The sequence below is a fragment of the Photobacterium sp. S4TG1 genome, assembly GCF_036040035.1.
In the GTDB taxonomy this organism is placed as follows: domain Bacteria; phylum Pseudomonadota; class Gammaproteobacteria; order Enterobacterales; family Vibrionaceae; genus Photobacterium.
Genome location: NZ_JAYXUH010000014.1, coordinates 51,912 through 76,635 on the forward strand (window position 1 = coordinate 51,912; position 24,724 = coordinate 76,635).

Annotated in this window: 19 protein-coding genes; 9 read left to right on the forward strand and 10 right to left on the reverse strand. The window is 41.8% G+C overall.

The genetic code is table 11. The features are described from left to right. Positions 1-217 precede the first annotated feature (217 nt). The 5 genes from pykF to rpsU form a co-directional block, all read right to left on the reverse strand. A complete protein-coding gene (gene pykF / locus VXS03_RS15115; RefSeq protein WP_080158585.1) occupies positions 218-1,630 on the reverse strand; it encodes a pyruvate kinase PykF in 1,413 nt (470 codons plus the stop codon). Between the two features lie 1,181 nt (positions 1,631-2,811). Continuing rightward, positions 2,812-4,671: an RNA polymerase sigma factor RpoD gene (gene rpoD / locus VXS03_RS15120; protein ID WP_327764671.1), complete on the reverse strand. Its 1,860-nt coding sequence runs from the start codon at positions 4,669-4,671 to the stop codon at positions 2,812-2,814. Positions 4,672-4,763: 92 nt separating this feature from the next. After that, on the reverse strand, positions 4,764-6,521 hold the full coding sequence (gene dnaG, locus VXS03_RS15125) for a DNA primase (protein WP_327764674.1): 1,758 nt from the start codon (positions 6,519-6,521) through the stop codon (positions 4,764-4,766). Positions 6,522-6,651: 130 nt separating this feature from the next. Then, the gene (locus tag VXS03_RS15130; RefSeq protein ID WP_327764676.1) at positions 6,652-7,095 is read right to left on the reverse strand and encodes a GatB/YqeY domain-containing protein; all 444 of its coding nucleotides are present in this window, start codon (positions 7,093-7,095) and stop codon (positions 6,652-6,654) included. A 28-nt stretch (positions 7,096-7,123) separates the two neighbouring features. Next, a complete protein-coding gene (gene rpsU / locus VXS03_RS15135; protein WP_005301411.1) occupies positions 7,124-7,339 on the reverse strand; it encodes a 30S ribosomal protein S21 in 216 nt (71 codons plus the stop codon). A gap of 249 nt (positions 7,340-7,588) precedes the next feature. Between rpsU and tsaD the strand changes: the two genes are divergently transcribed. Further along, on the forward strand, positions 7,589-8,605 hold the full coding sequence (tsaD, locus tag VXS03_RS15140; protein ID WP_327764679.1) for a tRNA (adenosine(37)-N6)-threonylcarbamoyltransferase complex transferase subunit TsaD: 1,017 nt from the start codon (positions 7,589-7,591) through the stop codon (positions 8,603-8,605). 74 nt (positions 8,606-8,679) lie between these two features. On the opposite strand, the gene plsY is transcribed toward tsaD, so the two are convergent. Then, on the reverse strand, positions 8,680-9,294 hold the full coding sequence (plsY, locus tag VXS03_RS15145) for a glycerol-3-phosphate 1-O-acyltransferase PlsY (RefSeq protein ID WP_327764681.1): 615 nt from the start codon (positions 9,292-9,294) through the stop codon (positions 8,680-8,682). Positions 9,295-9,544: 250 nt separating this feature from the next. Here plsY and folB point away from each other — a divergent pair, with 250 nt between their 5' ends. The 3 genes from folB to VXS03_RS15160 are packed head-to-tail and all read left to right on the forward strand — an operon-like array spanning position 9,545 to position 11,218. Next, positions 9,545-9,898, forward strand: a complete 354-nt coding sequence (folB, locus tag VXS03_RS15150) for a dihydroneopterin aldolase (RefSeq protein WP_327764683.1) — start codon at positions 9,545-9,547, stop codon at positions 9,896-9,898. Next, a complete protein-coding gene (gene folK, locus VXS03_RS15155; protein ID WP_327764685.1) occupies positions 9,898-10,371 on the forward strand; it encodes a 2-amino-4-hydroxy-6-hydroxymethyldihydropteridine diphosphokinase in 474 nt (157 codons plus the stop codon). The genes folB and folK overlap by 1 nt, the downstream gene beginning before the upstream one ends. Positions 10,372-10,414: 43 nt before the next feature. After that, complete coding sequence (locus tag VXS03_RS15160; protein ID WP_327764687.1) at positions 10,415-11,218, forward strand: undecaprenyl-diphosphate phosphatase; 804 nt, start codon at positions 10,415-10,417, stop codon at positions 11,216-11,218. Positions 11,219-11,278: 60 nt separating this feature from the next. Here the strand turns inward: VXS03_RS15160 and VXS03_RS15165 are convergent, their stop codons facing one another. Continuing rightward, the gene (locus VXS03_RS15165; protein ID WP_327764690.1) at positions 11,279-12,508 is read right to left on the reverse strand and encodes a multifunctional CCA addition/repair protein; all 1,230 of its coding nucleotides are present in this window, start codon (positions 12,506-12,508) and stop codon (positions 11,279-11,281) included. A 243-nt stretch (positions 12,509-12,751) separates the two neighbouring features. On the opposite strand from VXS03_RS15165, the gene VXS03_RS15170 reads away from it, so the two are divergent. Both VXS03_RS15170 and VXS03_RS15175 read left to right on the forward strand, forming a co-directional pair. Then, the gene (locus tag VXS03_RS15170; RefSeq protein ID WP_327764692.1) at positions 12,752-14,368 is read left to right on the forward strand and encodes an AAA family ATPase; all 1,617 of its coding nucleotides are present in this window, start codon (positions 12,752-12,754) and stop codon (positions 14,366-14,368) included. After that, positions 14,368-15,336 carry a general secretion pathway protein GspB gene (locus VXS03_RS15175; protein ID WP_327764694.1) on the forward strand — a complete coding sequence of 323 codons (969 nt, stop codon included), beginning with the start codon at positions 14,368-14,370 and terminating at the stop codon, positions 15,334-15,336. Before VXS03_RS15170 ends, VXS03_RS15175 begins: the two co-directional genes overlap by 1 nt. Before the next feature lie 97 nt (positions 15,337-15,433). On the opposite strand, the gene VXS03_RS15180 is transcribed toward VXS03_RS15175, so the two are convergent. The 3 genes from VXS03_RS15180 to VXS03_RS15190 form a co-directional block, all read right to left on the reverse strand. Beyond that, entirely contained in the window at positions 15,434-16,045 is a 612-nt protein-coding gene (locus VXS03_RS15180; protein WP_327764696.1) for a TIGR04211 family SH3 domain-containing protein, read from the reverse strand. Between the two features lie 114 nt (positions 16,046-16,159). Further along, a complete protein-coding gene (locus tag VXS03_RS15185) occupies positions 16,160-17,425 on the reverse strand; it encodes an inorganic phosphate transporter (protein WP_327764698.1) in 1,266 nt (421 codons plus the stop codon). Positions 17,426-17,456: 31 nt separating this feature from the next. Beyond that, positions 17,457-18,137: a TIGR00153 family protein gene (locus VXS03_RS15190; RefSeq protein ID WP_297481896.1), complete on the reverse strand. Its 681-nt coding sequence runs from the start codon at positions 18,135-18,137 to the stop codon at positions 17,457-17,459. A 185-nt stretch (positions 18,138-18,322) separates the two neighbouring features. On the opposite strand from VXS03_RS15190, the gene VXS03_RS15195 reads away from it, so the two are divergent. From VXS03_RS15195 to glnE, 3 genes are all read left to right on the forward strand, one after another. After that, on the forward strand, positions 18,323-19,837 hold the full coding sequence (locus VXS03_RS15195) for a CYTH and CHAD domain-containing protein (RefSeq protein WP_327764703.1): 1,515 nt from the start codon (positions 18,323-18,325) through the stop codon (positions 19,835-19,837). A 256-nt stretch (positions 19,838-20,093) separates the two neighbouring features. Further along, positions 20,094-21,686, forward strand: coding sequence for a methyl-accepting chemotaxis protein (locus tag VXS03_RS15200; RefSeq protein WP_327764705.1), 1,593 nt, complete (start codon positions 20,094-20,096; stop codon positions 21,684-21,686). A 111-nt stretch (positions 21,687-21,797) separates the two neighbouring features. Beyond that, the gene (gene glnE / locus VXS03_RS15205; protein ID WP_327764707.1) at positions 21,798-24,686 is read left to right on the forward strand and encodes a bifunctional [glutamate--ammonia ligase]-adenylyl-L-tyrosine phosphorylase/[glutamate--ammonia-ligase] adenylyltransferase; all 2,889 of its coding nucleotides are present in this window, start codon (positions 21,798-21,800) and stop codon (positions 24,684-24,686) included. Positions 24,687-24,724: the final 38 nt, after the last annotated feature.

Below are 24,724 nucleotides of genomic sequence, written 5' to 3' on the forward strand. Positions count from 1 at the left end.
GATAAACAATGATTAAAATGGATTGATGGCAAGAATGTTACTGTTGTGAGATATTGATTTATAAAATAAGGATATGAATGCGATTTTATGGTTGTTAGTTTATAAATATTCATAATATTATGAATAGCATAGGGCGATAAACGTGCTACATGTACAGAATAATATACAAATAAAAAGGGAGCCGAAGCTCCCTTTTTTACTGTCTATTTACGAACAATTATAGTACGTGAACAGATGCAGTGTTGGTTGTGCCTGAAGCAACTAGTGCGCCAGAAACCATAACAACGATATCGCCTTTAGCACCTAGGCCAGTTTCAAGAGCTAACTCTTTACCGCGTAGGTAGAATGCATCAGTACTGTCGATTGCATCAACAATAACAGGTGTAACACCTTTAGAAAGACATAGCTGAGCTGCTGTCTTAGTATTTGTTGTTACAGCAAGGATACGTGCTGTTGGGAAGTACTTACGGATTGAACGAGCAGATTTACCTGCTTCAGTTGCAACGATGATTAGCGGAGCATTTAGTTTCTCTGCTGTGTCAACTGCACCTTTACATACCGCTTCAGTGATACGTAGGCGTGGGCTATCTAAACGAGAACCTAGCTCAGCTTTAAGTACTTTATCTGTACGTGCACAGATTTGCGCCATGATAGTTACAGCTTCGATTGGGTATTTACCCTTAGCTGATTCACCAGAAAGCATTACTGCGTCAGTACCATCCATGATTGCGTTAGCAACGTCACCCGCTTCTGCGCGTGTTGGACGTGGGTTCTTGATCATTGAATCAAGCATTTGTGTTGCAGTGATAACTACTTTACGAGCGCGGTTACACTTCTCGATCATCATCTTTTGAGCAAAGATAACTTCTTCAACTGGAATCTCAACACCAAGGTCACCACGAGCAACCATGATACCGTCAGATGCTTCAAGAATAGCGTCAAAGTTATCAACACCTTCTTGGTTTTCGATCTTAGAGATGATTTGAATATCAGCGCCGCCGTTTGCTTCTAGTAGAGCACGGATTTCTAGTACGTCTTCAGCTTTACGGATGAAAGATGCTGCAACGAAATCAACGCCTTGCTCACAACCAAATTTAAGGTCAGCTTTATCTTTTTCAGCAAGAGCTGGAAGTTTTACAGAAACGCCAGGAAGGTTAACACCTTTGTTTTCGCCTAGGTCACCGCTGTTAAGTACTTTACACTTAACTTCAGTTTCTGTTGTTTCCAACACTTCCATTTCAATTAGACCGTCGTCTACTAGGATAATGTTGCCTTTTGCTAGATCTTTAGCAAAACCAGGGTAAGTCACTGCCACGCGGTCTTGATTACCGACTACAGATGTATCTGTTGTGAAAGTGAAATCTTGACCAGCTACTAGAGTGAAGTCATTGCCACCTTCTAGTTTGATAGTACGAATCTCAGGACCTTTAGTATCTAGCAAGATTGCTAGTTCTTTGCCTGTGTTAGCCATAACTTCACGTAGGTTAGTGATACGCTGACCGTGCTCTTCGAAGTCACCGTGTGAGAAGTTAAGACGCATTACATTCATACCAGCGTTAGCTAGTTTAGTAAGCATTTCTACAGATTCAGTTTTTGGTCCAATCGTACATACGATCTTGGTCTTTTTCATTGAGGATACTCTCCGGACGAACTTTTTACCCAAGGGAAAATTAACATTAATCATGATCAGTTCATCAACATGCTGTTGGGAGCTGATTGTGAGTAATGAATAAATAAAAAACGCTTTAAATATTACTTTAAAAAAGCGTTAGTGCGCTTTTGTAAAGTTCATCTCTAGGTGATCTTAAGCGGCATTAGTATATTGTCATTATTATTGAACAAGTAGTTAAATGCCTTTACAACATTGATTGTAGCCCTAATATTCAAGCGCAGGATTATAGCAGATATTCCACCATTTGGCACCCTGAGATATAGCCGTTCATTGTCAATGTCGTGCGTGACATAAAAATGATGATTATGTGGAAAATTTAAAATAAAGCTTTGCTATTTATCAAGTGTCGGTGTGTTTGATAAATTTTTTTTGCGGCTACATAAGGGGAAGGGGGAAATATTGCTGTCATCTAAACGAAAAAAAGCTGAAGTAAAAATACTTCAGCTTTTTCGAATTTGGTGGCCCCTCCCAGACTTGAACTGGGGACCAAGCGATTCAGTCGTTCCAATACTTTCGTAAAGGGCTGGACTATATCATCATCCTCGCAATGCGGTGGGATGTCGGACGCTAGTGTTGTTTTACACAGCAAGATCGTGCTGAACCAACTAGTCTCTGAACCTTCACACCACGCTTGATGTGCTTGGCTGCTGATTGGCATGGGATAGTTATCTATCCTGTAGCTTTCCAGCAATTCATCCGATTTTTCCATATGTTATTACTAACATAGGTCACAATTTCACTTATGAGTCGCCTGCTCTAACCACTGAGCTAAGGGGCCAAATTGTATTAACTAATACACAAAAATGTACCAGTTTTTTTGTTATCTTAACAGTTGTTACTGCTAATAAACAAGTTATTCTAAAAGAGGTTTTAAATACAACCTCAGAACAACCCCCTAATAAGAACTGGGGACCAAGCGATTATGAGTCGCCTGCTCTAACCACTGAGCTAAGGGGCCATATGCGGCAAATTATAGGGGATGGGATTGCTCTTGTCTAGCGATTAACACCAAAAAATCGTTTGTTTTTTCAACGGTTAGATAAATTTTATGGACTTGTTCACGGTTCAATGCCGTTATTACCGATAATAAAAAAGCGAGCTCAAGGCTCGCTTTTTTTCGATAATACTATCGTATTTACTTACTCATCAAGGAAACTACGCAGTACGTCAGAACGACTTGGGTGACGTAATTTCCGCAGTGCCTTCGCTTCAATCTGACGAATACGCTCACGAGTAACATCAAATTGTTTGCCCACTTCTTCTAGCGTGTGGTCGGTATTCATGTCGATACCAAAACGCATACGAAGTACTTTTGCTTCACGCGGCGTTAGCCCAGCAAGTACGTCGTTAGTTGCTGCACGCAAGTTAGTTGCTGTTGCTGCATCCATTGGAAGTTGAAGTGTTGTATCTTCAATGAAATCACCTAGGTGTGAATCTTCATCATCACCGATAGGGGTTTCCATTGAGATTGGCTCTTTCGCAATTTTCAGTACCTTGCGAATCTTGTCTTCCGGCATTTGCATGCGTTCAGCCAATTCTTCAGGTAATGGCTCACGGCCCATCTCTTGTAGCATCTGACGTGAGATACGGTTCAATTTGTTGATGGTTTCAATCATGTGCACAGGAATACGAATAGTACGTGCCTGGTCAGCGATTGAACGTGTAATTGCCTGACGGATCCACCATGTTGCGTAAGTTGAGAATTTGTAACCACGACGGTATTCAAACTTATCAACGGCTTTCATTAGACCGATGTTACCTTCTTGGATTAGATCCAAGAATTGTAAACCGCGGTTGGTGTATTTCTTCGCGATAGAGATTACAAGACGTAAGTTTGCTTCAACCATCTCTTTTTTCGCACGACGAGCTTTTGCTTCACCGATTGACATACGACGGCTGATGTCTTTGATTCGCTCAATCGACAGACCTGTTTCTTGTTCAAGAATACGTAGCTTTAACGTTGAACGGCGAAGATCTTCTTCATAGTTCTTTAAACGTTCAGCATAAGGCTTGCCTGAGTTTAGTGCAGTATCAATCCAATCGCTGTTTGATTCATTGCCTGCAAATAAGCTAATGAACGTTTTCTTTGGCATTTTGCTGTTATCAACACACATACGCATGATAAGACGCTCGTTAGTGCGTACTTTATCCATTGAGTCACGTAGTGAGCTAACTAGACGATCAAATTGCTTTGGAATCAGACGGAATTGCTTAAAGATTTCTGACAATTCTTCAACAGCAACTTCTGTTGTAGCGTGCTGACGACCATTAGTGTTAATGGCTAGTGCCATTTTTTCATAGGATTGACGAAGTTCTAGGAACTTTTCACGCGCCAATTCTGGGTCGATGCTGCCATCGTCTTCTTCTTCTTCAGCGCCATCTTCGTCATCGTCGTCGTCACCGTCTTCAAGATCTTTATCTTCATCTTCAAGATCAGTTTCGCTTAGCTCTGAGCCAATGTGTGTTGCTGTTGGTGCTGCAGTAGCTTCTTCGTTTGGATCAACAAAGCCTGAAATGATATCAGTTAGACGAAGTTCATCGGCTTCAACTTTGTCAAACTGCTCAAGTAAATGAGCGATTGCTGAAGGGTATTCAGCAACAGAGCATTGAACTTGGTTAATACCATCTTCAATGCGTTTTGCGATATCAATTTCGCCTTCGCGAGTAAGTAGTTCAACCGTGCCCATTTCACGCATGTACATACGTACTGGGTCTGTTGTGCGACCGATCTCGCTTTCTACGCTTGATAATGCTTGCGCCGCTGCTTCAATGGCGTCTTCGTCGGCATTATCTTCAGTCATCATGAGTTCATCGGCATCAGGGGCAGTTTCAACTACCTTGATACCCATGTCATTAATCATTTGAATAATGTCTTCAACCTGATCAGAATCAACAATGTCTTCTGGTAGGTGGTCATTTACTTCGGCGTAGGTCAGATAGCCTTGTTCCTTGCCTTTAGCAACAAGTAACTTTAGCTGTGACTGCGGATTTTGCTCCATAGACGGTATCCAACTTCGGGTCTGAGTGATAATTTAGTATGCAGAGTTGCAAACCAGTCATTATAACAAATTTCTTAATTGTTGACTACTTATTAGGCAGGACGATCCAATAATAAGGATTGTAATTCCTGCTTTTCTTCGACTGATAAGCCGACAGTTCTTGATTTAGTCTGCAACTGTTCAATTTGTTGATTAACACATTGAATAATAATTTTATCCATTGCGTCTAAAAATACATCGAGGCTGTTGTCTTCATCATTTGACAACGGTAGCTCCCACGCGGCAAGCCGTGCCATCATGGCTTCATTTTTGGTGCCACGCCAATATTCTAAAAGCTGTCCAGTGCTAATATTGGGATTGTTTCGGCATTTATCAACTATAGATATCAATAAATTTAATCCGGCGAGCTCAATAACAGCAAATGCGTCCATATCAAATTCAAGCTGTTGCACAAAATGTGGGTGCTGAATCAATAATGCGATAACTTCTCGCATCGGTGTACGCTTAATTTGTACTTGCCCTACCGGTTTAGTGATTTGGCCATGCTTTGATAATAGTTGTTGTAATTGTGCTTCGTCAGGTAAGCCAAGTTTTTTCCCTAGTAACTCTCGCAAGTATAGTCGCAGAGTGCCACCTGGTACTTTATCAATTAAGGGAACAGCGAGTGTGGTTAGCTTCGCTTTACCTTCACGGCTACTGGTATCAATTTGTAGCATTAAGCTATTAAACAAAAATTCTGATAGCGATGTTGCTGCATCAATGCGTTGTTCAAATTGGTCTTTACCTTCGGCGCGAATACATGAATCTGGATCTTCGCCATCAGGTAAGAACATAAACTTTAGCTGACGACCATCGGTTAGGTAAGGCAATGCTTGCTCCATTGCTCGCCATGCCGCTTCACGTCCAGCTCGGTCACCATCATAACAACACACAACAGTGCTGGTTTGACGGAACAGGCTTTGAATATGATCACCCGTCGTTGAGGTACCTAACGAGGCAACCGCATAATCAACCCCAAATTGAGCCAATGCGACGACATCCATATAGCCTTCAACCACCATGATCTTTTCAGGTTCACGATGGGTTTGTAATACTTCATATAATCCATAAAGCTCTCGGCCCTTATGAAATATATCGGTTTCAGGGGAGTTAAGGTATTTTGGCGTACCATCACCTAATACTCGGCCGCCAAAACCAATCACGCGTCCTCGGCGATCATGGATCGGAAACATCACTCGTCCACGAAAGCGGTCATAACGACGACCTTGATCATTTTCGATCAGCATTCCAGTGTTAACAAGTGCTTTTTGCGATTCATTATCACGCCCAAAGCGAGTGCGAACCATGTCCCATTGATCTGGAATAAAACCGATATTGAATTTTTTTACAATATCGCCCGATAAACCACGTCCCTTGAGATAATCAACAGCAATCTGAGCATCTTGCGCTCGCAGTTGTGATTGATAAAACTGTGACACTTGGCCCATGAGTTCATAGTAATTACGTTTGTCTGCCGCTTTAGGCCCGCGAGGTGCATTGGTACCGTCGTTTTCACGTGGCACTTCTAAACCTAGTTGTGAGGCAAGCTCTTCAATGGCATCAACAAACTCTAATCGATCATACTCCATCACGAAGTCAAGTACGTTGCCATGAACACCGCACCCAAAACAATGATAGAACTGTTTTTCTTGGCTTACCGAAAAAGATGGCGTTTTTTCGTTATGGAAGGGACAACAGGCACCAAAGTTCTTACCTTGTTTTTTAAGTTTTACGCGCGCGTCAATGACATCGACGATATCGTGTCGAGAGATTAAATCATCAATGAATGAACGCGGTATTTTTCCTGCCATAACAAAGCAAACAACCTAGAGTAAACAAAAAGAGTGTAACGGTTGAACCGTTAAAAGTGGGATTGTCAGATACAAACAAGCCGTGCATTCCAAAAGAATAGCACGGCTTGTTGCAGAATAAGAGGAGTGATTAGCCTAGCTTGATTTTCACCAGCTTGCTAACAATCCCCATATCGGCACGACCCTGAATTTGCGGTTTCAGTACGCCCATAACCTTACCCATATCTTGCATGTTGACAGCACCTGTCGCAGCAATTGCTTCATCCATCAAAGCAGAGATTTCATCTTCACTTAATGGTTGAGGCATAAATTCTGCTAAGACACTGATTTCAGCATGTTCGATATCAGCAAGATCTTGACGGCCTGCAGCTTCATACTGCGCTACAGAGTCACGACGTTGCTTCACCATTTTGGTCAATACTACTAACACGTCGTCGTCGGAAAGAGTGATCTTTTCGTCAACTTCACGTTGTTTAATTGCAGCAAGAACCAAACGGATAGCACCAAGACGAGGTTTATCCTTCGCCTTCATCGCCGCTATTTGTTCGCTTTTTAGGCGTTCAATAAGAGTCATTACGCGATCCTTCTGTTTAATCTAACGATTAGTACAGACGAACGCGACGCGCGTTTTCGCGAGCCAATTTCTTCAGGTGACGCTTAACTGCCGCTGCTTTAGCACGCTTACGTACAGTTGTTGGCTTTTCGAAGTGCTCACGACGACGAACTTCAGAAAGGATACCTGCTTTTTCGCAAGAGCGCTTGAAACGACGTAGTGCTACGTCAAACGGTTCGTTTTCACGTACTTTGATTACTGGCATGTAATACTCACCTCAGAGTGATTCGGTTTAATACTGACGTTCAAAGTGTCAGATGATTAAAATGGTGCGAAATTCTAATCTGATTTGGGGGTATTTGTAAAGCATTCTACGCCTATGAACTGGTTAATTTGTGTTAACAGCGGTAACATGGCACTCAATTACTCCCTTATAAACCTGTATGAATTATCGGTTGTTATTGAAACTAGGCTGATTTTTTAGATTAGGTCCCAGAATAGTATAGAGGCTGTTATGCGTATATTGGGCATTGAGACCTCCTGTGATGAAACAGGTATCGCAATTTTTGATGATGAAAAAGGTTTATTGGCACATGAACTTTACAGTCAAGTAAAGTTACATGCTGATTACGGCGGTGTTGTCCCTGAGTTAGCGTCACGTGATCATGTTAAAAAAACTATTCCCTTAATTACGGCAACGTTGGCGGCTGCGGGCTTAACGCCAGAAGATCTTGATGGTGTTGCGTACACTGCCGGTCCTGGTCTTGTTGGTGCGCTACTTGTTGGTGCGACAATTGGTCGAAGTTTAGCCTATGCGTGGGATTTACCTGCGGTTGCTGTTCACCATATGGAAGGTCATCTTCTTGCTCCGATGCTAGAAGATAACCCGCCTGAATTTCCTTTTGTGGCATTGCTGGTTTCTGGCGGGCATACCATGATGGTAGATGTGCGTGGTATTGGCGATTATAAAATTCTTGGTGAGTCAGTCGATGACGCCGCGGGTGAAGCTTTTGATAAAACCGCGAAGATGATGGGACTGGATTACCCTGGTGGTCCACTGTTGTCTAAAATGGCAGAACAAGGTACGCCGGGACGATTTAAGTTCCCACGTCCAATGACAGATCGCCCAGGTCTTGATTTTAGTTTTTCAGGATTGAAAACATTTGCAGCGAATACGATTCGTAGCAATGACGATGATCCACAAACACGCGCTGATATTGCGTATGCATTCCAAGACGCTGTTGTTGATACGTTAGCGATTAAATGTAAGCGTGCATTAAAGCAAACGGGCTATAAGCGCCTAGTGATTGCTGGCGGTGTTAGTGCCAATAAATCATTACGTCAACAGCTTGAAACCTTGATGAAAGGCATGCATGGTCAAGTGTTTTACCCTCGTACTGAATTCTGTACTGATAATGGTGCGATGATTGCCTATGCGGGTATGCAACGTCTAAAGAATAATGAATTGATGGATCTGGGTGTTAAGGTTTATCCTCGTTGGCCAATCGATCAACTGAAGCCGGTTGCTTAATAATAAATATGCATTAATTCAAACAAAAAGCGAGAATGTATATTCTCGCTTTTTTTGTGTTTTTTTCTGTGTTTTTATTGCTTTTCGTGACTTTTTCGTGCAAATTTCTGCCATATTTTTGTTTCATCACCATCGAGTAAACGACGAATATTATCTTGGTGACGAAAGATAATTAAGCAAGAAAGCATGGCGACGGGCATGGTGTATTCTGGTTTTACCATCCATGTCATCAGTGGTGCAACAAGGGCGGTAATTAATGATGCTAGGGATGAATAGCCTGTTAATGTCAGTGCTGATACCCAAATAATAATTAAACCACCACTGAGATCCCAGCCGATAGGAGCTAATGCACCAAGTGCGGTAGCAACCCCTTTACCCCCTTGAAAATGGAAGAAAATGGGGTAGATATGACCGAGACATGCTGCGATACCTATGATGCCTAATAAAAAAGGATTTAAGCCAAAAAAATAGCTTAGCCAAACAGGGATCATACCTTTTAAAATATCGGCAACTAAGACTAATATTGCGGCCGTTTTACCTCCGAGACGAAGGACATTGGTGGCGCCTGGATTGAGTGAGCCATGGGTACGAGGATCGGGAAAATGGTACAGTTTTGAAATTAACACTGCACTGGAAATGGATCCTAATAAATAGGCCGCAATGATCATCAGTAACGCTAATGGTGTCATGCAATATCCCGGTTATTTGAAAGATAAGTGGCATTATTTATTACCGCTAAATGTTAGCTGGATCTTATCTTGATCAATATTGGTGCTGATAAATATCAGCGTGTTTATGGCTGTGATATAGTCATATTATGGTCAGCATTCAATGTGTTGTTGACCTGTTAGCAGGTATCTACGCTAACTTATATAGCCTGATAATACGCGTTTTTGTGTGTATTAGGTATCCGACCTCTATCAAAATTAGCGATTAAATATGGACACGGTATTTATAGAACAACTTGAAGTTATCGCCACTATTGGAGTGTATGACTGGGAACAAAAAATTAAGCAAAAATTAGTAATAGATTTAGAGATGGCTCACGATAATCGTCCTGCAGCCATGGCTGATGATGTTAATTTAGCATTAGATTATTCAATGGTCAGTACTGCAGTTACCGAACATATTACTCAAGGGCGTTTTTTATTAGTTGAACGTGTTGCGGAAGATATTGCCACTTTGATCATGACGCGTTTTGCTGTGCCATGGATTAAAGTGCGAGTGACTAAACCGAGCGCCATTGCTAATGCCGCTGGCGTTGGCGTTCAAATTGAACGAGGCATTAAGTAGTGATCACCGCTTATATCAGCATTGGCAGCAATATTGATCGCGAACATTACTTACCCGCAGGAATAGAAGCGGTAGCACTGTTAGCGACTTCATGGCGGATGTCTCGTATTTTTGAGGCTGAACCAGTTGGCTTTAATGGTGATAATTTCTTTAACAGTGTCATTGAAATAAAAACGTCATTGTCATTAGCTACTCTGCAACAGTCACTAAAAGATATTGAACATCAATTAGGACGACCTGAAAATACCCAAAAAAATCAAAGTCGTACAATTGATCTTGATATTTTACTTTATGGTGACGTAGTTTGTGAGTGCTCACCTACAATACCCCGTTCTGATCTGTATAAATTTGCTTTTGTGCTTTGGCCTATGAGTGAATTATGTCCTAAGTTAGTTATTCCCGGGCAGCAACAGACGATTGCTGAGTTATGGCAAAATTTTTCACCTCAACAGTCATTATGGCCAGTTGAATAAAATATTATTTGTAGCGATATATAACCTAAATTAAGGATAATGAATGAGTCACTTTGAAGCGATTATGCTTGCCCTGTTACAGGGATTAACAGAGTTTTTACCTGTATCGAGTTCTGCCCATCTAATTTTACCGTCAGAAATATTGGGCTGGTCAGATCAAGGGTTGGCATTTGATGTTGCGGTGCATGTAGGAACATTATTAGCGGTAATGATTTATTTCCGTAAAGAAGTTGTTACGCTACTTAGCGCATGGCTAGCTTCAATTTTTAAACGTCAACATAATGCTGAATCTAAATTAGCATGGATGATTGTTATTTCAACCATTCCAGCCTGTATCTTTGGCTTTTTGATGAAAGACTTCATTGAGATGTATTTACGTTCTGCGTGGGTTATTGCTTGTACAACTATTATTTTCGGCTTGCTGCTATGGTGGGTTGATAAACATGCTAAGCAAACTGACAATGAATACCAAACCACATGGAAAAGCGCGGTTTTAATTGGTTTAGCTCAAGCAGCTGCTATCATTCCTGGCACGTCTCGCTCGGGGGCAACCATGACCGCGGCTTTATATCTTGGCTTTACTCGTGAAGCTGCGGCACGATTCTCATTCCTAATGTCGATTCCTATTATTTTACTTGCAGGTGGATATTTAGGACTCAAATTAGTAACCGGTACTGAGCCGATTGATATCAGTAACCTAAGTATTGGTATTGCAGTATCGTTTGTTAGTGCATATGCATGTATTCATGTGTTCTTAAAATTAGTGACGCGTTTAGGTATGACACCGTTTGTTATCTATCGTCTAATCTTAGGTGCTGGTTTATTCCTATTTTTATTATCTAAATAATTTTAGGATAAGCGTGTTACAAAAAAGCCGACATTATGTCGGCTTTTTTGTTGCTGTAGATTAGGTGCGAGTGCGTTGTAAATATTCATCAACGGCGAGGGTGCGGGCTTGAGTGAGTTGCTGCTTGATTGCAACGCCAGTAAACCCTGCGGCAATAATTGGAGCAACGGGCACGGCTTGAGCGATATCAAAAGCTGTAATAGTGATGTCTGCTTGTGGATAGGCGGTATCTTCTAAACCTTGGCGGCCACGAGCATCAGCTCGACAACATAGTGCTAGTTGTTCAACGCGCAGAGGTTTTCTCCACGCATCTATTTGATCAAATATTGAAATAAAAGTGCTTGCTCGCATTTCTTGAGCATGATGAATTTTGGTATGCTGAGCACAAACTAATAAGGCTAAATCTCGATAATCATTGGGTACTTTGATGCGCTGACATAACTGTTTAATTGGTTTGATACCATCTCGACAATGGGTTTTATGGTGAGGTAAATCCTCTTTAGGAGAGAGTGCTTTTCCAAGATCGTGTACTTGGGCTGCAAAACGAATGGTTGTATCATCACTCAGTAAAGCGGCTTGCTTTGCTACCAGCAAGGTGTGAATGCCACAATCTATTTCAGGATGCCATTTTGCTGGTTGTGGTACGCCAAATAGCGCATCTATTTCTGGCATAATTACTGCCAAAGCACCACATTGACGTAATACGCTTAAAAAGACTTGTGGATCATTGCTTGAAAGTGACTTGTGCCATTCAAGCCATACTCGCTCAGGTGTTAAATTTGCTAATTCACCGCTCACCACAATTTCTTGCATTAATGCCATTGTTTCAGCGGCAATGGTAAAACCTAAGTGAGCAAAACGAGCGGCAAAACGAGCAACACGTAATACACGTAGTGGATCTTCGCTAAATGCAGGTGAAACATGGCGTAAGATCTTATGTTCGAGATCATTTTTACCATGGTAAGGATCAATAAGTTGTCCTTGTTGATCTTGAGCAATAGCATTGATGGTTAAATCTCGTCGTAATAGATCTTGTTCAAGGGTAACATCTGCAGCGGCATAGCACGTAAAGCCTGTGTAACCATAACCAGATTTACGTTCGGTACGCGCAAGAGCATATTCTTGTTTGGTTTGAGGATGAAGAAAAACCGGAAAATCACTGCCAATTTGCTCATAACCTAACTCAAGCATGGCCGTAGGTGTGGTACCAACAACCACCCAGTCTTGATCTGTTATGGGTAAGCCTAATAGAGTGTCGCGGACTGCACCACCGACAAGATAGGTTTGCAATGAAGACTCCTTAATACCACGCGGGTTAATAGTTGTAAGTCACAATGAAAAAGTCACCATTATCACAGCATGATAATGTTAATCGGTATTATTTTGTTAACCAATATACACTGGTTTGTTGATGTCATCATGATAGCAAATATCGATCAGCAATGAGAGTTTGTCAGTATTAAGTCTTTTTATATTGTTGATGATGTTATCGATAATTTATTTCTCAATAATTTTAAGTATTAGAGTATAGATATGTACCAAGATTTTTTTGGCATAAATGAAGCACCATTTTCAATTGTGCCAAGCGCCCGTTTTCTCTACCTCAGTGACCGTCATCGAGAAGCGTTAACGCATATGTTATCAGGACTTACCGATGGCGGTGGTTTTGGTTTATTAACGGGGGAAGTGGGAACTGGAAAAACGACGGTACTGCGAGCGATGATTTCACGATTACCGCAACAGGCGCAAGTGGCTGTGATCCTCAATCCGGCGTTATCATCACATGATTTACTGGCCACTATTTGTGATGAATTAGGATTACCTTATCGCGATGAAGCCAGTTTTAAGCAATTAACAGATATTATTTATCAGCATCTTATTGCTAATCATGCTGCGGGTCGACAGACACTATTGTTAGTCGATGAAGCTCAACATCTGATGCCTGATGTTCTAGAACAATTGCGTTTATTAACCAATTTAGAAACCGATAGCCGTAAGTTATTAAAAGTTGTTTTGATTGGTCAGCCTGAATTACAGCAGTTGTTACAGCAAGAGCGGTTGCGTCAATTAGCACAACGGATCACTTCTCGTTACCACTTGCTGCCTCTGACTGAAACCGAAGTCAGTGAATATATTCATTATCGTCTCAATGCGGTTGATTGTTTATACCCAGTATTTAATGCCAATATTGTCAGTTATATAGCTAAACAAACTCAAGGTGTGCCACGATTAATTAACTTAGTGTGCGATAAATCGATGCAGTTAGCTTGTCAGGGGGGCGTTCACAGTGTAACCAAAGCGATGGCAGTTCAAGCCTGTGAAGATATATTGAGTTGGCAGGTACCCTCTGCGGCGGTGTTAGGTTCCAGATTAGTATGGCTGCCATGGACAATAGCAGCAGTACTGTGTGGTGTGATGGCGACAGTGGCATGGCAATATTGGCCTCAAACACCGCCATCAGCATTACCTTTAACTACTGCCTCTTCTTTACCTGCGGTAACACCGAATACGGCATCGTTAAAAACAGTCAGTGTAAATATTGAAAAGCGACTAGTAACTGCTATTAATGATAGCCGTAACCAACGAAGTGCGATGCAAAGCTTGTATCAATTATGGGGCTTTGATACCGCATTAAATCAAGCAACGTGTGCGACGAGTTCACGTATTGCGTTAACGTGTTTTTCTGGTTCAACAACATTAACGCGGTTAGGTTTGATTAATCGGCCCGTGATAGTGACTCTAAAAGATGGTCAGCAGCAGCCTTTCTATGCGGTTGTTTATGCGATTACGAGTGATCGAATTGAATTACTCTTAGATAAACAACGTATCTCAGTGACACCGACATGGTTTGAGGCACGTTGGAATGGCCACTTTAGTTTGCTATGGCGCCCACCACTAGGTGATAAAACCACGATTAGATTTGGTCAAAGTGGAGCGCGAGTCGTGTGGTTAAATCAGCAATTAAATGCTTTTTTAGGGGATAGTGGCCCTCAGGTGAGCTATTTCGGTCAAACGATACTTGATAAATTACGTCGTTTCCAACGCGCGCAAGATATTAGTGCTGATGGTATTGCCGGTCCAATGACACTAATGATCCTTGATTCTGCGCTTAATCTTCCTGGGCCGACGTTACAACCGGAGCTAGCCTAATGTCTCAGTTATTAACGGCGTTAAAACAATCAGATAAAAATAATGAGGCTCAATCAAGTGCTAGCAATACTGAGGGGGAGGCAGTGAAAATTGTGCATCCGATGCGGGCAGTTAAAGCACAACAATCTCAAGTAAAATGGCTGATGCCAATCATTATTGCGCTGCTACCTGCAGCCTCGATTGTGGCGTATAAGATTTATCAGCAACAAATTGTTGGTGTAACGACAACGACAACACAGCAACCTTCATTAGTCACTACTGCATTACCACCATCAGTATTACAAGCGCCAAAGAAACAAGTATTAGACACTGACTCTACGGTGACCAATGCTGATGTGATTTTTATGGCGTATCCGAATCTCGTGACAGAGCCGTTACCTATCAGTGATGGGTTATATGTGGCTTCTCCGGCATATCAATCTGCTGTGAACAAGGATGCCTATAATGCGGATGCTAAACCGCGAGAGCAAGATAGAGATCTTGGTCCAAGTGATGATCTGCAGGTAGATACTGTTTCGCATAGTGCTAAACTTACACCAACGACTGATGATCCTTACAAACTAGAGAATCTTGATTTATCGAATCTTTCTCCAGATCTCGCAGCAAAATTGAAATCAGCTATTGTGGCGACGACCGGGGAACATTATCAAGATAGTGAGGTTGATCGTAGCAATGCTGATCGTAATGCGATTAAGCATAATTCACCCGTGATCACGGCGCCGAAGAGTAAAGTAATTCCAATTGGCTTACTGCCTTCAACGGTGCAGCGACAGCTACCAAAGATGAACTTTAATCAGCATATTTACTCTTCTACGCCAGCGAAACGTTGGGTTAAAGTCAATGGTAATGAACGCCATCAAGGGGATATGATCGCACCTGGCGTGAAGTTGGTTAAGATTGAATCACGAGATGTTATTCTGACATTTGATGGTTATGAAATTAGCATGCCTGCTTTGTCTGAATGGTAGGCTGTGAGTTTAATAAAAATCAAAAAAGGCAGCCAATTGGCTGCCTTTTTTAGTGATATTGATTGTCTTTATAATATAAACACTGAGTTAGAAATACTTATGCCCAGCCATTAGCACGCTTACGACGACGTGGCGTGATATGCGGTAGTATTAATCCTAGTAGCAAACCAATACCAGCGACGATACCACCATAAGTGAACCATTTCATTAATAGGTCATCTTTTTGAGTGTCAATTTTTGCTCGCAAACTGCGTACTTCATCTTGAGCTATTGTTAGCTCATTTTGTAATTGCGTATTACGTGTTTCTAATTTATTAATCTGACTATTACGCTGAGCTAAAGCACTATTTAAATCACTGTGTTTATTATCATTGGTTGTCAGTGCTTCTGCTAGTCTGGCTTTAACTGTGGTTAATTCCGTTTCAAGTACGGGCAGGCGTTCTTGTAGTGCAACATCGGTTGAGATGAATTTAGATTCAACCCAGCCAGTACGACCTTTAGCATCTTTAATACGACTATAACCGTTATCTTTTTCTAAGAGGGTAACGGGTGAGCCAGCATTAACACTACCGACAATACGGTATTGGCTGCCAGGGCCTTTTAATAAATAGGTAAATAAATTGTCTGAAATATAATGGGCTTGTTCAGCATTAGCTATCGGGCTAATTAGTGTCAAACAGAACAAAAAAAAGCTTATGAAGTGCTTCACTATCGAATCCTTGATGAACCTGAAATGGTTAGAGATCGAGGATAGTAAGGGCTTTGTGGAAAGGGAGCAAGAAAAGAGAGAGGGGAGACCTCTCTCTTTGAACTCTGCCACTATTTAACTAAAAAGTGCTTGTATAATGTAGAAGAAAATGACAGCAAGGAATGCACCTGCTGGCAATGTTACAATCCACGAAGCAACGATGTTGCGAACAACACCTAGGTTAAGAGCAGCAATGCCGCGAGCAAAACCAACACCCAATACCGCACCAACAAGTGTTTGTGTAGTTGAGATTGGTAAACCTGTACCTGATGCTAGTACAACAGTCGATGCTGTTGCTAACTGAGCAGCAAAACCACGGCTCGGTGTTAACTCAGTGATGCCTGTACCTACGGTAGCCATTACTTTATGACCAAGAGTAGCTAGACCGATGACGATACCAATACCACCTAGTGGAAGGATCCACCATGCAATTTGGCTTTGTGCTGCAATTTGACCTGAACTTTCAATAGTTGAAACAACTGCTGATAGTGGACCGATTGCATTTGCTACGTCGTTTGAACCATGGGCAAATGCCATCGCACACGCAGTAACAACCATCAATACGCTAAATACACTTTCCACACCGGCATAACCATTGCTGTCCACTAGATCGTCATCAGCATATTTACGCTGAATGTAGAAGTAACCTACAATCATAACGACAAATGAAATAGCAATAGAAGCAATCCAAGCTTCACCCGTAGTCAGATGCAAACCAATATGTTTCAAGCCTTTCTTAATTGTTACCAACGCAATGACCATCGCTGTGATAAACATATAGACAGGAACGAAGCGTTTTGCATTTGCCATCGGGTTATCAGTATCAAAGATTAACCTTTGAGCACTGATGAAAATCAGATATGCAAATATACCAGCAATAAACGGTGTAATTAACCAGCTACCCACAATACCTTGGATTGAATGCCAATCCACAGCATTGGTGCCAACTGACACACAAGCAAAACCGATGATAGCACCGATAATTGAGTGTGTTGTTGAAACAGGCCAGCCCATAAAAGAAGCGACAAGTAGCCATGTACCAGCAGCAAGAAGCGCTGACATCATGCCAAAAACGAGGGTTTCAGGGTGGGCTGCATATAGAGAAGTCTCGATAACACCCTTACGAATAGTATCGGTAACTTCACCACCTGCAAGATAAGCACCTGCAAATTCAAAAATCATCGCGATGATGATCGCTTGTTTTACTGTAAGTGCTTTTGAACCAACTGAAGTACCCATGGCATTGGCAACATCATTTGCACCAATACCAATCGCCATCAAAAGACCAAAAAAAGCTGCCACTCCGATTAATAGAGTGCCGTAGTTAGCCAGGATTTCCATTGTAAAACCTTGTTTTGTTAAATTCTCGTTATTAAGAACGCGAGAGCATAATTTCTAAACGTGAGCCGACCCGCTGTGCTTGATCAGCAATTGCGCCTACCCACTCGAGAATTTTGTACAGGAACATGACATCCACCGGGCTGTGTTGGTCTTCGATGGACATTAATTGTTGACGCAATGTAATCTGCATAGCATCGGTATCGTCTTCGATAACATCTAGCTGATTAATCATCTCGGCGACAAGTGTCACTTCTCTGCCTTTGAAACCAGTTTCGAGTAATTCATCCAATTCATTGATTACACGACGAGCTTGATCAGCCGCGTCTAAGCAACGTTGAATATATGCCACGAAGTCTGGGTACATGATAGCAGGCATTTGTAGCTTACGACCTAAGACTCGACCAGCGATATCTTTAGAGAGGTTAGCGAGTTTATCCTGCTGGGTTAACAGTCCTAACATATCAGTACGATCTACTGGCATGAAAAGACCACGAGGAAGCTTCAGACGGATCTCACGCTTGAGTACATCCGCATCTTTTTCAAGTTGCGATATCTGTTCGCGTAAAACGGCCGCCTTTTCCCAATCTCCGGCATTACATGCCTCGAAGAACGGAATAAGCAGATCACAACACTCAGTTACGCGAATAACATGGCGTTGTAGTGGTTTGATTGGGGATTTTGCAAAGAGCCCCATTATTGTATTTACTGGCATAGCCGATCAACCTAAAGAGCGCCCGAATAAGGCTAAATCTTGAGCGATGGTCATTGAATCGCGCATTTTAACGTATTAAAGAGTATAGTGGAACTAGTTTTGATCAAGGTTTTATTGATATTTCTCACTTGCCCTTGAGTGAATAAGCAAATATCCTTGGTTTGCCACCGTTTATAGGTATAACTATGGAAACCGAGATAGAACTGAAGTTTTTTGTCTTACCAGAATTTTCAACCCAGCTAGTGGATACAATTTCCGCTGCTAAAATTCTGCAACAGAGCCGTCGAGAGTTGGGTAATATTTACTTTGACACTCCCGATCAAGTATTGCGCCAGCATGATATTGGGTTACGTATTCGTCGTTTCGATGATGTGTTTGTTCAAACATTAAAAACCGCAGGCCGTGTTGTTGCTGGATTACACCAGCGTCCTGAATATAATGTTGAAGTGAATAGTACTGAACCGAGTTTAGCGCTTCATCCCGCAGATGCCTGGCCTCACAACTTTGATATTGTTGCTGTTCAGCAGCAAATTCAGCCATTATTTAGCACTGATTTTACTCGCCAGCAATGGTTAGTAGCAATGCCAGATGGTAGCCAAATTGAATTAGCTTTTGATCATGGTGAAGTGAGTGTTGATGATAAACGCTCGCCAATTTGTGAAGTAGAACTAGAACTTAAATCGGGTCAGACAGACGCTTTATTCACTTTAGCGCGTGAATTATGCGTTGATGGTGGAATGCGATTAGGTAATCTTAGCAAGGCTGCTCGTGGCTACCGACTTGCTGCTGATTATCAAGGCGATCCTATCAAGCCATTAGTTTTTGTTAACACGACAACTCAAGATTCTGTTGAATCGGCGTTCATTAATACACTTGAACATGCGTTAGAGCATTGGTTGTACCATGAACAGATTTATATGGAGCGCCAAGAGCCGCAAGCGCTTGTACAAATATCACAAGCCCTGAGTCTATTACGTCAAACTTTTGCAACCTTTGGTGGCATTATTCCTCGTCGTGCAAGTGCCTTATTACGCCAAGAATTACAATGGTTAGAAGGTGAGCTCACTTGGTTAGAAGAAGCCAATAGCATTCAGGAACTGATTGACGATAAAGCCTATGTTTTACGTAAGCTTAATGCGCGTAAAGAGTTGCAACAGCAACTGGAACTGCGTTACCAAGAGCTGCCTGATAGTGATGATATGGTTCAATTAATGCGTTCTGCGCGTTATTGTGGATTATTACTTGATTTGAGCCGTTGGATTTTAAGCCGTGGTTGGCAGCCATTCCTTGATGATAAATCTCGCGATAAGTTAGCCGCACCAGTGAAAGCATTTGCCGATAATATGTTGACCCGATCATGGTCTGAATTGCTTGATGTTTTCCCCGCTGAGCGCGAATTGAGTCGTATTGATTATCTTGATCAAAAACCACGTTTATTACGAAATTTAATGAGTGGCATTGCATTTGCTGGTTTATATGATGAAGATCGTCGTGCGTCTTTTAGAATGCCGTGGTTAGATTTACTACAAGGCCTAGAAGATTTACGCGCATTAGAACCTATTCGTCAATTATTAGCCTTATTTGAAGGTGATGATTTAGCACAAATTCAAAAGTGGCTACAACGTCAAGAAGAATCATTGTTGCACGCGATGAGCCAGACTCGACAGATCAGTATAGAGCTAACGCCTTACTGGCCGTAATACGTTATGAGTTATTAAATATCAACGCCTCGCTTTATGCGGGGCGTTATTGTTTTTACCCCAATGAAATACAACATGCGGTACAGATCATGTTTTGACGTATCTTTGTTATCGATAGCTAAATATTTATTCTCTTATGTCGATAAGTATTAAAGAGAATGGGGCAATGATGCTTATTGATGATATGACTGGCTTACGAATAACCTCATCACTATCGATGTGAAGGGGGTAAACGTTAGCGATACGGAGATAATAAATGGCAACGCTAGAGTTTAAACCTTGGGAAAAATGGTTAACCAACCTTAAATTAAGACCCAAACTTGTTTTATTGATGGTGTTTAGCACGTTGTTATTAATTGGCAAACAATTGTGGGATGCTGAATTATTCTATCAATCAGTTGTTGCGACACAACAAAACAAAGTACAGCAGTTAGCTCAGTCTAACGCTCAGATGCTGACGAACGTAATCGCGACCGACGACCAATCTTCTGCTTCAGTTGTTTCTAAATTATCCGCCGTACTGAGTAATCATAATGTATATGTTGTTGATTATATTGATGACAACATGCTAAATAAATCTAAACTGAATCAAGTCATTTCTCTAACTCAGCCATTAAAGCAAGGGCAAACGTTACGTCAAATTGTAACAGATACTCAGCTAAATAATCAGCCATTTACACGACAAGATAATGAAGGTTATGGGTATATTGTTAAACTTCCCACACTAGAGTTAGCGGTTATTAGCTATCAATCAAATGCATTAGCAGCCAATTATTATCAACAGTATTTAGTACAAATTGCATGGCAAACATCACTAATGGTAGTGATGTTTATTTTGGTGTTACTGCTTGCATCACGAATTATGCTGCGTCAAATCGAAGGTTTAAAACAAAGTATTCAAGCATTAACGCATTATGACTTATCACAACCGATAGCGATGGCGTGTCGTGATGAATTTGGTGAATTAAGTCGAGAACTTGAACAAAGCCGTTGTCAGCTTAAAGCGGCATTTATTGCTCAACGTCAAGCGGCCACCACACTTTCTCAATCAGCGGAAGTAATGTCATTGATGATGGAGCAAACCAAAGAATCTTCTCAAGAAGAATTTGCTGAAATCGATCAGTTAGCCTCGGCCATGGCTGAGATGACGTCTACAGTACAAACCGTTGCGGGTCATGCACGTGATGCGTCTAATGCGACCTTAAATACCTCAGAACAAGCGGCAACAGGGCAACAATTTGTGAGCCGTACTATGGTCACCATCAATCAATTGTCGAATGACATTACTCAATCAGCCGCTGCCGTTAATCAAGTAGAAACACGCGTTGATAAAATAAGTTCAGTGATTGTGACCATTCAAAGTATTTCTGAACAAACCAATTTATTGGCACTCAATGCCGCAATTGAAGCCGCACGAGCGGGAGATGCCGGGCGAGGGTTTGCTGTTGTTGCTGATGAAGTCCGTAATCTTGCACAACGCACTCAAACAGCAACCGTTGAAATTCAAGATATGATTGCTCAATTACAGCAAAGTGCTCAACAAGCAGTTAACTTAATGGAACGTAGTGTTCTTGAAGCTGATGAGGGCGTTGAATTAGTTACCTGTGCTGGTGGTGAGTTAAATAAAATTGTTGAACAAATTCAAGGTATTAATGATATGAACTTTCACATAGCTGCCGCAGCTGAACAGCAAAGTGCAGTGGCTGATGAGATGAATGTTAACTTAACAAATGTACGAGAACTGGTTGATGGTTCGGTTGGTGTTGTCACGGAGTTGGCACAAACTTCGATAGAAATGCAGCATCAAGCTAGTGATTTAGAAGCGAAAATAGATACATTTAAAGTGTAAATAAAATGCTAGGTATTGAATAAAATAAAATTATAACGCCCATCGTTTGATGGGCGTTTTTATATGCTAAATTAGAACTCTTTATCGAGTTACTTGTTCAAGGGACAGCGCATGGCGACCGAAAAATCACAAATTTATCCAACCATTGATCATTGTAGCGATATCGTTGCAGTTGCAGACTTAGCATGGGAAAAATTAGCCGATAAGCAGCCAGAACTGTTGGCGTTATGGCAAGGTGAAGCCAAACAAGAATTACATGCGATGTTAGGGCTAAGTGATTTTATTAGTGCATCTCTAATACAAGACTCAACACTATTGTCATGGCTGTTAGACCAGTATCAACAGTGTAGTGATATTGATTATCGTCAGCTATTAAGTCAACAACTGGCGCAAGTAACCGATGAAATGGGTTTAATGCGCAACTTACGTCACTTTAGACGTCGTTATATGACGTTAATTGCGTGGCAAGATTTTAGTCATCGTGCACCTTTACAACATAGCCTTGCTAGTTTGTCGCAATTGGCAGAAGCCTTGATCATGGAAGCGTATCATTGGCTTTATCAGCAGTGTTGCGCTGAATGGGGAACGCCAATGAATGACCAAGGTGAGCCGCAGCCTATGCTTATTTTAGGCATGGGTAAATTGGGTGGTGGTGAACTTAACTTCTCGTCAGATATCGATTTGATTTTTACTTATCCTGAAAACGGTGAAACGGTCGGTGGTCGTCGTAGTTTGGCTAATGCGCAGTTTTTTACCCGCTTAGGGCAGCGATTGATTAAAGCATTAGATCACATCACCTTTGATGGCTTTTGTTATCGAGTGGATATGCGGTTGCGTCCTTTTGGTGACAGTGGCCCATTAGTAATGAGCTATGCTGCATTAGAAGATTATTATCAAGAACAAGGTCGTGATTGGGAGCGTTATGCGATGATCAAAGCACGGGTCATGGGTAAAGAAAGCTTCACGCAATATCAAAGCTTACGCCAAATGCTACGGCCGTTTGTGTTTCGACGTTATATCGATTTTAGTGCCATTCAATCGTTACGGCGTATGAAGGCGATGATTGGCAGTGAGGTGCGTCGACGTGGCCTTACTAATAATATTAAATTGGGGGCGGGTGGCATTCGTGAAGTTGAATTTATCGCGCAATCTTTTCAATTAATTCGTGGTGGACGTGAACCAAGTTTACGTGGAAGAGGCTTATTACCAACCCTTGCTGCAATTAAAGAACTGGCTTTATTACCATCTGCTGATATTGATACTTTAACGGCAGGGTATTGTCATTTACGTCGTTTAGAAAATCTTTTGCAAGCAATTGATGATAAGCAAACTCAAACATTGCCAGATAAAGCCCTTGATCAAGCGCGATTAGCCTGTGCGATGGTACAACCTGACTGGGCCGCATTGGTGGCAACAACCGAACAGCATATGACCGCTATTCATGCTATTTTTGATGATATTATTGGGCATGATGAGCAAGATAATCAGCAAGATGTGGCGACGCAATACCATGAAATGTGGGCAATGGTGACTAATGAAGATGTATTACTCACTATTTTGGCTGAGCTTGATGCTCCACAGCAAGCATTGCAAGCACAGAACTTAGTCTCTTTTAAGCATGAATTATCGAAACGAACTTTAGGTCCGCGAGGACGTGAAGCGTTAGCCACCTTAATGCCTGAAATTTTAGCGCAGGTTGTGATGCGAGAGGATGCGGTACTGTTGTTGCCGCGATTGACGAAATTAATCATTCGTATTGCGACGCGTACTACCTATTTGGAACTATTAACCGAACACCCTATTGCACTTAAACAGCTAATTCGATTATGTGCAGCAAGTCCAATGGTCGCTGATCAGTTAGCGTTATATCCATTGTTACTTGATGAATTACTCGACCCACAGCATTTGTATCAGCCGACCAAACTCACCAGTTACCGTGATGAGCTGCGTGAGTATCTGGCACGTATTCCTGAAGAGGATATGGAGCAACAAATGGAAGCGATTCGTCAGTTTAAGCAAACTCAATTATTACGGATTGCTGCGGCAGATATTGCAGGTGTATTGCCAATAATGAAAGTAAGTGATCACTTAACCTATCTTGCTGAAGCGATTATTGCGGCGGTGGTTAATCAAGCGTGGTTACAGATTGCAGCTAAATATGGTGAGCCTAGCCATGTATTAGAACGTGAAAGTAAAGGTTTTGCTGTGATTGGTTATGGCAAGGTTGGAGGTTGGGAGTTGGGGTATGGCTCAGATCTTGATTTAGTGTTTGTTCATGATTGCCCTGATAATGTCTATACCATGGGCAGTAAAGAAATTGATGGCCGTCAATTTTATTTACGGTTAGCACAGCGAATCATTCATCTATTCTCAACCAGAACCGCATCGGGAGTATTGTATGACGTTGATATGCGTTTGCGACCTTCTGGTGCTTCTGGGTTGTTAGTAACAACAATTAGTGCTTTTGGTGAGTACCAGCAGCAGCAAGCATGGACGTGGGAGCATCAAGCTCTTGTTCGCGCACGAATGGTGTATGGCGATGCACAATTACAAGCCGCATTTACCGATGTTCGTCAGCAGGTATTAACTGCAGTACGTGATTCGGCGCAATTAGCAAATGATGTGGTGACAATGCGCCACAAAATGCGCGCACATCTTGGTAAGAAAAAGGCAGGTATGTTTGGTCTCAAACAAGATCAAGGTGGCATCACCGATATTGAGTTTTTAGCGCAATATTTAGTACTAGCGTACGCCCATCAGCAACCCGCCTTAACGCGTTGGTCTGATAATGTACGTATTTTTGAATCAATGGCTGATAACGGCATTATTGATAGCACCACTGCTATTCAATTACGGCAAGCTTACTGTGATATGCGTAATGCCATTCATCGATTGAGTTTATTGGGGTTACCTGCTTATGTTGATCAGCAACAATTTGTTGGAATGCGACAAACGGTCGAGCAAGTGTGGCAGCAATGGCTTGAACCTTGTCAGGTTTAGTTGTGATCTCGATGCCCCTTGATTTTAGTTTATGCTAG